Consider the following 13,230-nt stretch of genomic DNA (forward strand, 5'->3'; position numbering starts at 1 on the left):
GCCAAAATGTGCATATATTGTGCGGATGAGAGGTCGGAGATTACCATGACCCACGCGCAGCTCGCACATTCCGCGGCGATCTCAGGTTTTGTCGATAGTCTGCAGGAGCCGCGCACACCTTACATCTCGCCGAAGCGCCTGTCGCAGGCGCTGGGCGTGAAGGTGGCCAATCTGGCGCAGTTGACCGGTGTCCATCGCAACACGCTCCGCAATCCTTCATCGGAGCGCCTGCAGGGCCGGATGCGCGAGATGGTCAAGGTAATCTCGGCCGCCACGGAACTCACCGGCGACGTCGACAAGGCGATCTACTGGTATCGCAACGAGCCGATCGCAGACTATGGCCACCGCACCGCGGCCGAGCTTGTCGCCGACGGCAAGGTCGAGGCGGTTCTGGCCTTCATCCGGGATCTCGAGAACGGGGCGCGCGGGTGAAGATCGCCCGCGTCGGCCCGGACGAGATCTTCCATCGCTATCTGACGCCGAAATGGGCTTTCCTGCCAATCAGTGGAGCGGGCGCGGCGGTCGACGGCGGACGCTTCAATCGCCCGGGTGTCGAAGCGCTCTATCTGTCACGGGCGCCTCAGACGGCGCTCGAGGAATACAGGCAGGGCGCCAGCATCGTCCCGCCGGCGACGCTTGCCGCCTACAAGATCACGCTTGGCGACGTCACCGACCTTTCCCGAGGGTTCGACCCGAATGTCTGGGACGGCTCCTGGCAGCAATGGGATTGTGCCTGGCGGCAGATCGCCCGTATCGAAAAGAGAATTCCGCCGTCCTGGAAGCTGGCGGACGAAGTCATCACCGCAGGGTTGCGCGGTATTCTGTTTCCGTCGCTCCGTCACGCCGGCGGTACCAATCTGGTGATCTTTCCGGCCAACCTTGTCGAAGGAGACAAGGTCGCGGTTCATGATCCCGATCACCGGCTGCCGCAGGACCAGTCATCGTGGCCGTGAGTTCGCGACTGTCGCTGAGTGCGCAACGAGGCAACGATCTCTGCTTAAGACAATTGGCCCTCAGTGACACCGTCCTCGGCCTCTTCACCGTCGTCCTCTCCGCTCGCCAACCCGACCGGAATATCCCCGGCCAGTAACTTCTCCTTCGACAGCAACCCCGCGTCCTCGAGCGCCTCGAAATCCGGCAGGTCGCGCAATGTGTCGAGGCCAAACTCCAACAGGAAGTTCTTGGTCGTGACGTAGGTGTAGGGCGCGCCAGGCGTCGGGCTGCGTGGACCGGAGGCGATCAGACCGGCGCCGCGCATATTGCCGATCAGATCGCGGCTGATCTCCTTGCCGAAGAAGCTCGACAATTCGGCCCGAGTGATGGGCTGGAAATAGGCGATGCACATCAGCACCAGCACGTCCGACTGCGTCAGGTTCGCAGCCTTTTCATTGCTGCCAACGGCGACGCGTATGGCATCGGCATAGGCCGGCCGGGTCAGGTGCTTCCAGCCGCCGGCGACCGAAACCAGGTCATACGGCCGGCCGCGCAGTTCCTCGCGGATGTCGTCAATCAAAAGGTCGATGCTGCAGCCCTTACCGACGATCCGCGCCAGCGTCTCCCGGTCGACCGGTTCGCTGGCGGCGAAGATGGTCGCCTCGACGCGGTTCATCCATTCGCGCCAGCGCGCTTCCGGCGGCAGGTGATCCAACTCGCGATCAAGCAACGGTCGTTGCCCATCCCCATCTTCTCGGCGAGCCTTCGTCGAACGCGCCGCCATCGATCATAGCCCGTAGATGCGGAAGGTCGGGCGACCGGACAGTTCGCGCACAGCGCCAAGCTCGACCAGTCGGTCGAACAGACGGCGCAGACCACGGTCGCTCATCCCGGCGATCTTTTTCGAGGCGACGATCGCGTCGTCGGTCAGCAGCTTGTCGACGACGATGTCCGCCGCCTTGGCCCGGAGTTTCGGCGCGACGCCGAGCAGCCGATCCGCGCGGCGCTCGAGTTCAGCGGAAAGATCGATCGCCCGCAGCGCGGCGCGCGCCTGCGCGACAAGCAGACTTTTCGTCCGGGTTCCTTCATCCTCGATGCTCACCACCGCAAGGACGGTTCCTGATCGGCGCGGCCGACTGGCACCGAAACCCGCAATCACCTCTGCCCCCAGCAGCGGCACAGCATGTGCCCAGCCCAGGCGCTGCGCGACAAGAGCGTCGGCGAGCCAGGCGCTGACGGAGCGCCCAAAGCCGTGCCGTTCGGCGATCGCGATGGCGCCCGTTAGCGTTGCGACCATTCCGGCGCCGGCGCCGAGTCGCCGGAGATCATTCGCCAGATCGCCGAGCACCTCATCGTCGGGGGCGTAGCCGAACTCTTCCAGCACCGCAGCGAGGTTTTTCTCCGTCAGCAATTCGTCCCCGGGCCGGGCTGCCAGCCGGCGCCAGGCGAGCAGCAAAAGCCCGGCGGGACCGACGGACAAAAAATCGCTCGGCCGCGTGAGCAGCACGGCATCGCGCAGCGCGCTTTCATCCTCGACGCGGCCGGCCTGCCGTGCCGCGACTGCGGCCGCCGAAAGCGCCAGGCGCTGCCGCCAGGCGCCGGCCCACCGCTCCTGCCGGCGGACCACCGCATCGAGCGCGGCGATGGCGGCCCCGGCGACGAGGGCCATGTCCGCAACGTCCTTCCCCGCAAGGCTTTGCGCATCTGGGACGGCGCGGCGCAGCCACGCCGGCACCGTTGCCATCGACGCGGTCGAAGGGACTTCGGCAAGCGTGGCGTGGTGGCGCGGAGAGGAGTTGGGACGCAGAATCATCTTGGACACGATGAATCATGGCGGCGCTTTTAGCAACCGGGTATGCAAAAAACCGCCGCGCCTGTCGACAACACAAAACGAATGATAATGTTGCATTATCGTTCGTTTTGCTCTTTATAGAGGAAATGGCCGTTTTCGACGATCAAAAGCCCAAAAATCGCGTCGCGCAACCCTCCGGACCGTCCCACAGCACGGCGGCGGCGGACGATGTTTCTGCGGCGCAGCCGTCGTCCGAGCGCGCGGCGGCTGGCGCGGAGGATCTTCCTGACATCATCGACGTCGTCATGGAGATGGGCAAGATGCCAGAGGAGCCGCCGGCCGGACCCCAGGCGCCCTCCCCTTCTCTTCCGGTCATCTCGGACCCGCGCCTGCCGGCGCATCTGCAAGACCTCGCCGGGCGCGCTCGTGACTATGTCGAGGCGGCGAGTTCGGCCAACACGCGGCGTGCCTACGCGTCGGACTGGAAGCATTTTTCGAGCTGGTGCCGCCGGCAGGGCGTCGAGATGTTTCCGCCTGACCCGCAAACCGTCGGACTCTACATCACCGCCCTCGCCTCCGGCAGTGCCGCAGGCACGGCCTCCGGAGACAAAAAATCGGTGGCGACCATCGAACGGCGGCTTTCCTCCCTGTCCTGGAATTTTTCCCAGCGCGGCCAACCCCTGGACAGGAAGGACCGCCACATCGCCACCGTCATGGCCGGCATTCGCAACAGCCACGCAAAACCGCCGGTGCAGAAGGAAGCCATTCTCCCCGAAGACCTGATCGCCATGCTGGAAACGCTCGAGCGCGGCACCCTGCGCGGCCTGCGCGACCGCGCCATGCTGCTGCTCGGCTTCGCCGGCGGCCTGCGCCGCTCCGAAATCGTCGGCCTCGACGTTTTGCGCGATCAAACCGAAGATTCTTCAGGTTGGATCGAATTTTTCCCCGACAAGGGCATTCTGATCACCCTGCGCGGCAAAACCGGCTGGCGCGAGGTCGAGATCGGCCGCGGTTCGTCCGACGCGACCTGCCCGGTCGTGGCGCTCGAAACCTGGCTGAAATTCGCAAAAATCAGCCACGGCCCGCTGTTTCGAAGGGTGACAGGGCAAGGCAAAAAAGTCGGCGCCGAGCGGCTGAAGGATCAGGAAGTGGCACGCCTGGTCAAGCGCGCGGCACTCGCCGCCGGTGTCCGTGGCGATTTGTCGGAGGGCGAACGCGGAAAGCTGTTTGCCGGACACTCGTTGCGATCTGGCCTGGCCTCCTCGGCTGAGGTCGACGAGCGTTATGTGCAGAAGCAGCTCGGCCATGCTTCAGCGGAGATGACGCGCAAATACCAGCGCCGCCGCGATCGATTCCGGATAAATCTCACGAAAGCATCGGGACTGTAGCGGCCCTCCCCTGCCCCAATCAGTGTGCAATCGCAGAGGTCGGTTCGTTGGTCTCGCTGTCTTTGGATGACAAGGCGCGTAGCACCGCCTCAGGTTCCCTATCCATGATGCGAAGCAAGGTTCGTGCTGCACCGCTTGGCTGCCGCGCACCCTGCTCCCACTTTTTGTAGCCGGAAGGGCTGGTTCCTAGCACGGTCGCCATCTCATCCTGGGTCAGATCAAGCTTCTTGCGGATAGCCTTTGCATCGACCGCACCGACATCGACAGTGTGGGCCTTAATACCCGGAACATCCTTGCCCTGTGCATGCGCCAAAGCTTCAGACATGGCCTGGATCAGATCGGTGCCGAATTTTGTCATCTCGCTCATGTCCTGCTCCTATGCGCAGCCTTGATCGCCTTGGCGAACGCGGCAACCGCTTTCGCCTCATCAGGTTTCAGATCGACCTTCTCATTTTTGCCATACGCCAGCAGCGCATAGATAGGTGCGTCATCGCTGTACCAGTAGTAGATGACCCTCGCACCGCCGCGTTTGCCTCTACCTTTGGCGCCGAACCGCATCTTGCGGACGCCGCCGGTGCCTGGAATCTCGTCACCCACCTGCGGATTGGCCGCGAGAAAGTCGATCAGTTCCTTCCGTTCATCGTCGCTGAACAGCTCCGCCGCCTGCTTGATGAACAATGGTGTCTCAGCGACGGTCTGCATGCGCTTCCTATAACCCAATGGGGTATATATGAGATGCAGACGAAAAAAGTCAATGGCGCCCTCGGCGCAGCGACGTCTTCAACTGATCGGTTATCCTTATCCTCTGCATCTGGAAAACTGCACTCAAAACGCACTCTGAGGCGCTCCGGATGGCCGCCGACACCCAATATCGCTCTTCCCGTCGACCACAGGGACGGCAAATCGGCTATGCGCGCGTCTCAACAGACGAGCAGGCAACCGAAGCGCAGGAGATCGAGCTGCGCGCCGCCGGCTGCGACACCGTCATCCAGGAGCACGGCTCCGGCGCTTCTCGTGTCCGCCCTGCCCTCTCCAAGCTTGTCCGCGAGATCGGCGCCGGCGACACTCTCGTCGTTGTGCGTCTGGACCGCCTGGCGCGATCGGTCAGCCACCTGCTTGAGGTGATCGAGGATCTGACCTGCAGGAACGCTCATTTTCGGTCGCTACGGGATCCGATCGACACCACGACGCCGCAGGGCATGTTCTCGCTGCAGGTCCTCGGCGCCGTCGCGCAACTCGAGCGCGCGCTGATCTCGGAACGCACCAAGGCCGGGATCAAAGCGGCGAAATCCAAAGGCAAGCTGCCCGGCAACCCTGGAATCCGCGAGCGCCGGCCGGAAGCCCTTGCGAAGGTGACGGCCGCACAAAAAGCCGCCTTTGGCGCACGCATCCAGGCCACGGCCAGCCAGTGGCTCCCGACGGTGCGGCGGATGCGCCCCGACCACACCTGGGACGACATAGCTCGCGTGCTGCAGCAGCGCGGTGTTGACTGGACGCCGGAACGCCTCCGCCGCGCGGTGAAGTGGCTCGTCGCCGAGCATCTCGCCGATGCCGGCCTGCTCAGAAAGTCTCCTCCCCGCCTGCCCGAAGACCGGCTGATGACCCTGGTGGCCGGCATCCATGCCTCGAACCCGGACCTGACGTTGCGCGAGATCGCCGGCCAGCTCGAACGCTTGCATGAACGGACGCCCCGCGGCGGCTCGAAATGGTCGCCCTCCTCCATCAAGAACCTGATCGACCGAGCTCGCCGCTCTGGGCTCATCGCCGACGCGGTCGCGAAGTCGATCGTAGGCGCATCCGTTGGGTAGCCGAGACATCGTCACCAGCCCTTTTTCTTCATGCTGTCACGTAGCGCGCTGCTGATCTCCAGCGAACTGGCGCCGGCCCTAGTTTCAGCGACCTGCCCTCCCTGCGTACCTCCAGCGACCCCTGACGCCGCGGCCTTCTCCAGCGCTCCCATTCTGGCGTTGAGCAACGCTGTAATCATCGGCCAGACCGAGAATTTTTGTTGCCGGGCACGCTCCACCAGATCGCGCAGATAGCCGCCACGGCTGCGGATGTGCTCGGCCCTTTGTAGGATCGCGGCCAGCGCAATCGCCGCATGCTGCGGACCCATGACCTCGGCCGCCTCCTGCCAGGCGCTTGGGCTGATCCCCATGCTTGGCCGGGCTCGATCGGCGGCGGCGGCAAGATCTCGCCAGGTCCGGATTTGGCCACCCTCGGCGTAGGGCAAAATATCCGGGCAGGCGCTCAGCACCATCCCCAATGGCAGATCCCGTCTTGGCAGGCTCCGCACGTTGTCGGTATGCTCGGCGGTGCCGCTGGGTTCCTCTTTTTTTCCTAAGCCATATTCAGTTTCACCGGTAGGATTAAAGTCTGAGTTTGAATTTTGTATGTGGCGCTCGGTATGAGACTCATTGGCGCTCGAATCTTGTGATTTGACGAATGATTCCAACGTCTGATGGACATCGGCCCAGAGATCTTCCAGTTCGTCGGCAAGCACCTCGAGCACCTGGCGAGGCGCCGTCCGCGGCAGCCGAGCGATGATCGCCTCATAGCGGCGCTGAAAGCCACGCCAGTTGCCGGGCACGCTCTCGTTGATGCCGGCATCGATCATCTTGGACACGTCGCGCCTGCAGATAGTCAGCCGCTCCTTGACCACTCGGAACGCCTTGCGCTCGGCCGCGACGGCTTCGGCCAGCTCCCGAAACTCCGCGGCACGTGCCAGGATAGGGGACAGATCGAAGCCATAAGCCTGCTCGATCGCTCCGCCCTGCCCTTTCCGGGCGAAGCGCTTGCCGTTAGGGCTGTCCCTGCGGATGATCAGGCCTGAGATCACCAGATTAGCCAGATGACGCCGCAGCGTCGCCGGGGACATGCCGTTCGCCCGACGGATGAGTTGCTCGTTCGAGGGGAAGACAACCAAGTTGCCTTCCCCGCTGAGTTCCTCGCCGCGATGGAACGTCAGTAGGGCATCGAGGATCGAGAGAGCGCGATCTGTCGCCCCGAGGACCTCCTTGGCGTCGCGTATGTCCCTGAACACCTGCCATTTGGAGACCTTGGCCCCCTGATCGATATTCCTCGCCGTCACCTGGCTTGAAATCAGGCCGAGCGTCATCGGCCGCCGCCCGAAGGGCGTCGTTGCAATATGGGTCTGCATTTCCCTTTACCTTTTGTTAGGCAAAAGAAATCCGCCCGCCGAAACGGCGCAGAGTACAAAGACTCTTGACGGTGATTCCGGGAAATGCGATTCTCTAGCTACCACACTACGAGAAGGGCTTCCGGAACCTGTTTCGGGGGCCTTTTTCTTTGCCGCCGGTTTTACGGATGAGACGGTCATCTCGCGGCGCTTATCTCATGGCTTTTCACCTCCGGACCCATTCGCCTGAAACTCGGTGAAGAGATCGTCAAGCTTGCCCGCAACAAAGTGCGCGAACTCGGGAACGGTCTTCTCCTCGAAAACGAGCGCTGTGCGACCGTCCTTCGCCTCGATGCGAGCGCCGCGCTTGCCACCGGGGGCTTTCCAGACGCCTATACTCGGCCGAGCTTTCGGCTTCCGGCTCTGGAGAGCATTGAGGACCGCATCGAACCTGGTGTCGCTGTCCGCGCTACGGAGCGACGGATCGTCCAGCGCGCGCTCGGCCGTAGCCAGAGCTGCCTGTTGCTCAAGCTTGTCGGCCAGGGCAAGCCAACGTGCCCTGCCCGACTTCGGTGCCGGTCCGATCTTCTTCACGAGAACGTCCGGCATGCGACGCGCTACTGCGATGTAACGGCTGATGTCTGCCTTGTCCGTCGCTAGCGCCGAGATGATCGTATGTCGGTCGCAGCCGTCATCCTCGAGATTTCGCGCGAAGAACGCCTTTTCGATAAACGAGAGATCCTTGCGATCTAGGTTCTCTCGTCCTTGCGCGACGATGAGCTCGCTGTCCGAGAGGTTTCGAACGATTGCCTTGACCCCGAGACCCAGCTTCTCGGCGGCACGAAGCCGGCGACGCCCGTAGGCTATCTGGTAGCGTCCTGGAGTATCCGGGCTTGGCCGAACGAGAACCGGCACTTGCTGGCCATTCTCGGCGATGCTTGTTACGAGCTGATCAAAGGCGAGATCGACCTCCGTCGGAATTCGGTCGGTGATACGTGAGTGATCGATCTTCTTCGGGTCGATCGAGACGATCGCGTCCCCTTCGGCGAGTTGCTTCTGAAGTTGGGCCGCCTGTTTTGCGTTTTCCGACATTTCCTGAAGCGATGCCCCCATTGCGGAGATGGCGCCGGTGCGCACTCTCTCGCTGCCCCGTGGCGTCGCTGTGCCGGAAGCTTCCGGCCGCTTCAGGAAGAGGTTGTTGATTGCGTCCTTGCGGCTCATGGCATTCTCCGCGCGGAAGCAAGGGGGAGGGGCCGGCGAGCCTGTTGGGAGCTCCCAACACGCATAGTCTCAGGCGCCGCCAAGGCCCGGGCCGTTCGGTTGTTGGGAGCTCCCAACAAACTGGCTGCCGCTGCATCGTCTCGGCGATTGCTGCTCCTTGCTGTCATCGCCGCCCCCATGCCTGCCTCACCAGCGCCTCGATCTCTGCATTGACGGCATCCAGCGACTCCATCGCCCGGTCGTACGTCGATCGTGTGAGGTTTTCCCGACCAATTTCATAGAGCGTCTGTTTGGTCAGTCCGGCGTCGGAGACCGCCGCCGATTTCACCATCGGGTTCGTCATCACATGGTCATCAAAAAGGTTTCGGAGCAGGGCGGCCACTTTTGTCTGCGGCGCGTCCTGGGGTTCGAAACGTGTCAGGAGATAGCGGATGAAGTCGAACTTCAGATCGCCTCCGGCATCTTTCACCACGCCAAGCAAATCGCGCGTCATAAGTAGGAACTGGCTCATCGACGAGACGTCCAGCATCTGCGGATGTACTGTGACGACCATACTTGTCGACGCGCACAGTCCACTCAGCGTCAGGAAACCGAGCTGAGGAGGGCAATCGATAACGACCACATCATACCGCTCCGCCACCTCGTCGAGAGCCGCAGCGACCCGCGCAAAAAAGATCGTTCCTCCCGCGCTGTTTGCTGAAGTGAGCGCCCTTGGCGTGGTGTGCTCGAACTCCATCAGTTCGAGATTGCCAGGAACCAGATCAAGCCCGTCGAAATAGGTTGGACGAATGACCTCGGCGAGCGGACGCTTGTCGTCATCGTATCGGATCGCCGCATAGAGTGTCTGGTTCGCGCCGACATCAACCTCCGGCAGCACACCCAGCAGGGCCGAAAGCGACGCCTGCGGATCAAGATCGATCGCCAGGACCCGATATCCATGTAATGCCAGATACTGAGCGAGGTGCGCGGAGGTCGTCGTTTTCCCGGACCCGCCTTTGAAATTCGTTATCGCGAGCACCTGGAGATGCTCATGCGGACGGCGGTGCGGAACAAACTCGAGCGCATCGCGTCCGCGCGTCGATTGGGCGAGATATCGGCGGATCGCGTTGATATCCGACAGAGTATAGAGACGACGCCCGTTGCTCGTCGTTTGGGGTTGCGGCCCTTCGCCAGCCAACGTCATTTTCCGCAGCGTCGAATCTGACACGCCGACGAGTTTGGCGGCCTCTCCCGACGTGAACCTGCGCAACACCTTCTGCGATGACGGGGGGAAGAGCGCCTCGCTCATCGCTTGCAGTTGAGAACTCAGCAATTCCGCCTGCGCGCCGATCGTCTCGTCCACGCTTGCAAGAAATGTTCTATCAAGTCGAGTTGCCAAGCTCACGCTTCGTTTCTTTCATCACGGATTTTTTGACGCAATCGCCATTTTGCCGTGACGATACCAACAAACCATGCCGGCGCAAGAACTTAATGGTTAACGATACCTTAACACGAACCGCCGACAGAGTGAGGGACGGAGAGGCTGCTCCGCATTTTCTCTCTGTCTTTTCAATGTGTTACCGATCCGCTTTGGGCGCGAGAGTACCAAGCTGTCGCTAACACTTCTACTAGGCTCAAGCGGCTGCTCGGCGCATGCTGGTCGCGCGCTAAGGGCGAAATCGGCCGACTCGGAACCCTCTCACCGTAGAATCACTCATAGTTTCACTAGTCGCGACCTTAGCCGAAATCAGGCCCCTTGCCCCCGTCCAACGGAACCGGACGCTTGGTGATCAGATTTGTGTTGCGCTTTGACGACGCACGTGTCGTCAAGATCTTGCTCAATCCACAGATGGCCAGCTGTTCATCGAATGTCTCGGCCACGGGCTTGTCACCGTTGGCGAGATGAGCTCGGCCGCGGGCGAGATCGTCATCAGCTGCAATCCTGGGGCAGATGACGAGCAGCCCATCATCAGGACGAACTGCCGATCGGCGGGCATCGGTTTGAGGGATTGCTGCCGCCCATCGTCTCTCGGCCGACCTTCACGATCCGCGGACATGCGTCGAGGCTGATCCCTCTCGATGACTATGTGTCTTCCAACATCATGACGGAGCGTCAGCCGACGTCATTCGCAACGCGATTGAATCCCGGCTCAACATCGTGATCCTCCGGCGGGACGAGATCGGGGCAAGACCACGCTCGCCAACGCGGTGATCTCGGAAATCGTCGAGCCTGCACCTGAGGACCGCATCGTCATCCTTGAGGACTCTTCGAAGAGTCAGCGGCGTGCTCGGCGCCGGCGGTGCTAGATCGGGAGTGAAATCTGCACCGCCGTTCCATGTCCAGGCCGCGACGCAATTGTGAGTGTCCCGCGCAAGGCAGAAACCATCTGCGCGCACCCCGCCAGACCGAGCCCAGTGTGCCTTCCGGCCTTCGTCGAGAAGAACGGCATCTTTGCACGAGCCAATACATCTGGCGGCATACCCGGTCCATTGTCGATGATATCAAGAAGCAGCCGCCGTTGCCGCTTTATCGGCCTGTCCGCAATTCTCGCAACGATCTTGACCAACCCATCAGGATTTTCGCCAAGTGCGGCTTCGGCGTTCTGGAGGATCTCATCGAGGACAAGCCACATTTGCGCTGCGGGAAGACTTGCAGCGCCAGCATCATGCGCGATCCGAAGCTCCAGCGCCGTGTGTCGGCTGGCCTTCAGGTCCTCGAGCGTTTCCGAAAGCCTTTTGCGACGCACCTCAGCGTCAGCGTAGGCTACAGTGTTCAGACCAGTCGTAATGGTGTCGAGCTGCTTGACGGCCTCGCGTGCTGCAGCGAGCATTTCGGGATATCGGACAGTTTCTTCACTTTGGTAGTCGAGAAAAAACCTTAGGGCAGTGACGCGTGACCGTGTCATGTGCGCGAAAAGCGTCGAGAACGAACTGAGTTGCTGGTCCCGGCGCCGGGCAAATGCATTTCGTAGATGAAGAACGGTGTAGCAAGCGGCCGCGAGCGTAAGCGCAGCAGCAAATAAGAACCTGTTCCTTGAGGCGGCCGCACCAATGTGCGAGGCCGCGTTCAGCGCCTCTGCGTGCGCGACTGCCGTGCCCGAGACCTCGAACATGCGCTGCTCCAAACCGGGCATAACCTTCAGTGCAGCGCCGAAATTGGTAGAGCCTTTCACTAAGGGATCGAGGTGGGTCTGAGCGATCGTGTGAAGCTCGTTCAATAGCTGCATATCGCGATCGCGCAGGAATTTCGGGGCATAGTCGAGCTTCAGCAGCTGGCCGACGTTCGCATCGAGCAAGAAGGTCTGGCGCGACAGGTCGCTTGCCAGTTGTCCTGTAGCGGCCGATAGTTTCAAATCACCATGGATGCGAGCAAGATGCTCCCTGATTTGAGTTGTTCGCCATTGGATCTCATAGTTCTGGCTATAATTCAGATCTGACTCTGCTCGGTAGTGCTCGGAGCGAAAGAAGGCCCAAACCGAGAGGAGTAGCGCTGCACCTATGGCGATGAAGGGTAGGGCAGCTTTGATGCCGGTCAGGGGTGTCATTGCACCGGTCGAACCGCGACGACGAACCAGACCCAAATGGAATTGCGGGCCGGCACGTATGCCGTCGGAAGTTCTTCATAGGGCCATACCAGGAAAATTGGACCCTGTTCTTCAGGGGCGAGGGGCGTGAAAGCCTGGTCCTGCGAACACCTCTTCGATTCACGGTCCGCATCGGTGCAGCCGCGATCGATCGCGAAAATCGGACCGTAGGAGCGGATCTCGTCCAGCGTGATCTCCGACGTGAAATTGTCGTAAGCGATGAATTGGACCGACGCGTTCGCATCAAGTTCGTGCTTACGGAGAACGTCGAGGATTCTCGGTCCCCGGAACGTGACGGTTTCTCCCTCCTTGGTCCACGGCGTGCGCGTCTCGATCGCCACGTTTTCGTATTCAGTCCTCAGCTGCTCGACGTTGTGCCGAGCTGCGGGTCCGCGTGTGGCGTCCTCGATGGTGAGCACGTTTGGATCCGTGTAGGCGGCGAAAGCCAGTGTAATGGATGCGACGGCGCCACAGGCGGATACAGCGAGAGTTCTAAGTCGCATGTGCAATCTCCGCATCGAACTGTCTTTCACCGTCGTCAACAGAATAGAGCACACAAGGCCCGCTTGATCCTCGCGGGTCGTAGATGAGCCCTTTGCGTGCAAGTGCGTCGCCGATCGCCTGGACTCCAGCCAGGCCGTAAAGATGATCGTGTAGTTCGAGGAAAATGCGTTCGACGCCGGCGAGCTTTGCATGCTGCACCAGCTCGAGTTCGGAACCTTCGATATCCATGACCAGGACATTGATACCGTGCGCCTGGAGAAAGGTGTCGATGTCGGAAGAGGGGACCTGGATGACTTGCTCGTATGGGCCCTGCTCGGCAAACCGAGAGGACATCCAGAAGTCGCTCCGCTGGAAGAACTCAACCTTCGTTGGCGATCCGGCGGCCAAGATGCCATTTGTCAGCGTGACGTTGTCGCTGCAGTTCAAATCGATTACGCGTTGTGCCAATCGCGCCGTTCGAGGATCTGCTTCAAAGCTCCAAACCCGAACGCCTTCTATCGAAGCGATGATTGACGTGATCACCCCCAAGCCGGCGCCTAGTTCCAAGACGCGGTCGTTTGGTTGGATCGCGCGTCGGACTCTCCGGGCCTCGTTGGCCTCGTACTGTCCGGTCGTCAGAGCAGACCAGATTTCCGACGATACTTCCGCCGCGTCGATAGGGAGTTGAATACCGTGTACGTCAAGACTCAT

14 protein-coding genes and 1 pseudogene are annotated in these 13,230 nt (G+C 61.4%); 5 read left to right on the forward strand and 10 right to left on the reverse strand.

Annotated elements, in window-relative coordinates; all coding sequences use genetic code 11:
- Positions 1-45: 45 nt before the first annotated feature.
- Both ABGN05_RS23855 and ABGN05_RS23860 read left to right on the forward strand, forming a co-directional pair.
- Positions 46-432, forward strand: coding sequence for a hypothetical protein (locus ABGN05_RS23855; protein WP_367956544.1), 387 nt, complete (start codon positions 46-48; stop codon positions 430-432).
- On the forward strand, positions 429-953 hold the full coding sequence (locus tag ABGN05_RS23860) for an RES family NAD+ phosphorylase (RefSeq protein ID WP_367956545.1): 525 nt from the start codon (positions 429-431) through the stop codon (positions 951-953). The genes ABGN05_RS23855 and ABGN05_RS23860 overlap by 4 nt, the downstream gene beginning before the upstream one ends.
- Positions 954-997: 44 nt before the next feature.
- Here ABGN05_RS23860 and scpB read toward each other — a convergent pair whose 3' ends face one another.
- Both scpB and ABGN05_RS23870 read right to left on the reverse strand, forming a co-directional pair.
- Positions 998-1,717, reverse strand: coding sequence for an SMC-Scp complex subunit ScpB (scpB, locus tag ABGN05_RS23865; RefSeq protein WP_367956546.1), 720 nt, complete (start codon positions 1,715-1,717; stop codon positions 998-1,000).
- A 3-nt stretch (positions 1,718-1,720) separates the two neighbouring features.
- Positions 1,721-2,677 (reverse strand): DUF1403 family protein, encoded by a 957-nt coding sequence (locus ABGN05_RS23870; protein ID WP_367956547.1) that lies wholly within the window; start codon positions 2,675-2,677, stop codon positions 1,721-1,723.
- Between the two features lie 194 nt (positions 2,678-2,871).
- Between ABGN05_RS23870 and ABGN05_RS23875 the strand changes: the two genes are divergently transcribed.
- The gene (locus tag ABGN05_RS23875) at positions 2,872-4,113 is read left to right on the forward strand and encodes a site-specific integrase (protein ID WP_367956741.1); all 1,242 of its coding nucleotides are present in this window, start codon (positions 2,872-2,874) and stop codon (positions 4,111-4,113) included.
- Positions 4,114-4,132: 19 nt separating this feature from the next.
- On the opposite strand, the gene ABGN05_RS23880 is transcribed toward ABGN05_RS23875, so the two are convergent.
- Both ABGN05_RS23880 and ABGN05_RS23885 read right to left on the reverse strand, forming a co-directional pair.
- The gene (locus ABGN05_RS23880; protein WP_367956548.1) at positions 4,133-4,480 is read right to left on the reverse strand and encodes a helix-turn-helix domain-containing protein; all 348 of its coding nucleotides are present in this window, start codon (positions 4,478-4,480) and stop codon (positions 4,133-4,135) included.
- Positions 4,477-4,815: a type II toxin-antitoxin system RelE/ParE family toxin gene (locus ABGN05_RS23885; RefSeq protein WP_367956549.1), complete on the reverse strand. Its 339-nt coding sequence runs from the start codon at positions 4,813-4,815 to the stop codon at positions 4,477-4,479. The genes ABGN05_RS23880 and ABGN05_RS23885 overlap by 4 nt, the downstream gene beginning before the upstream one ends.
- Positions 4,816-4,964: 149 nt before the next feature.
- On the opposite strand from ABGN05_RS23885, the gene ABGN05_RS23890 reads away from it, so the two are divergent.
- Positions 4,965-5,921, forward strand: coding sequence for a recombinase family protein (locus tag ABGN05_RS23890; protein ID WP_367956550.1), 957 nt, complete (start codon positions 4,965-4,967; stop codon positions 5,919-5,921).
- 11 nt (positions 5,922-5,932) lie between these two features.
- On the opposite strand, the gene repC is transcribed toward ABGN05_RS23890, so the two are convergent.
- The 3 genes from repC to repA form a co-directional block, all read right to left on the reverse strand.
- Positions 5,933-7,273, reverse strand: coding sequence for a plasmid replication protein RepC (gene repC / locus ABGN05_RS23895; RefSeq protein WP_367956551.1), 1,341 nt, complete (start codon positions 7,271-7,273; stop codon positions 5,933-5,935).
- A 195-nt stretch (positions 7,274-7,468) separates the two neighbouring features.
- Positions 7,469-8,473, reverse strand: a complete 1,005-nt coding sequence (gene repB / locus ABGN05_RS23900) for a plasmid partitioning protein RepB (protein WP_367956552.1) — start codon at positions 8,471-8,473, stop codon at positions 7,469-7,471.
- A 163-nt stretch (positions 8,474-8,636) separates the two neighbouring features.
- Positions 8,637-9,857, reverse strand: coding sequence for a plasmid partitioning protein RepA (repA, locus tag ABGN05_RS23905; protein WP_367956553.1), 1,221 nt, complete (start codon positions 9,855-9,857; stop codon positions 8,637-8,639).
- Positions 9,858-10,198: 341 nt separating this feature from the next.
- On the opposite strand from repA, the pseudogene ABGN05_RS23910 reads away from it, so the two are divergent.
- Positions 10,199-10,732 (forward strand): annotated as a pseudogene (locus tag ABGN05_RS23910) (P-loop NTPase family protein); the annotation flags it as partial.
- Between the two features lie 23 nt (positions 10,733-10,755).
- Here the strand turns inward: ABGN05_RS23910 and ABGN05_RS23915 are convergent.
- The 3 genes from ABGN05_RS23915 to ABGN05_RS23925 form a co-directional block, all read right to left on the reverse strand.
- Positions 10,756-11,997, reverse strand: coding sequence for a sensor histidine kinase (locus ABGN05_RS23915; RefSeq protein ID WP_367956554.1), 1,242 nt, complete (start codon positions 11,995-11,997; stop codon positions 10,756-10,758).
- Positions 11,994-12,377: a hypothetical protein gene (locus ABGN05_RS23920; RefSeq protein ID WP_367956555.1), complete on the reverse strand. Its 384-nt coding sequence runs from the start codon at positions 12,375-12,377 to the stop codon at positions 11,994-11,996. Before ABGN05_RS23920 ends, ABGN05_RS23915 begins: the two co-directional genes overlap by 4 nt.
- A gap of 151 nt (positions 12,378-12,528) precedes the next feature.
- Entirely contained in the window at positions 12,529-13,230 is a 702-nt protein-coding gene (locus ABGN05_RS23925) for an FkbM family methyltransferase (protein WP_367956556.1), read from the reverse strand.

The organism is Aquibium pacificum, assembly GCF_040839445.1.
GTDB lineage: Bacteria > Pseudomonadota > Alphaproteobacteria > Rhizobiales > Rhizobiaceae > Aquibium > Aquibium pacificus.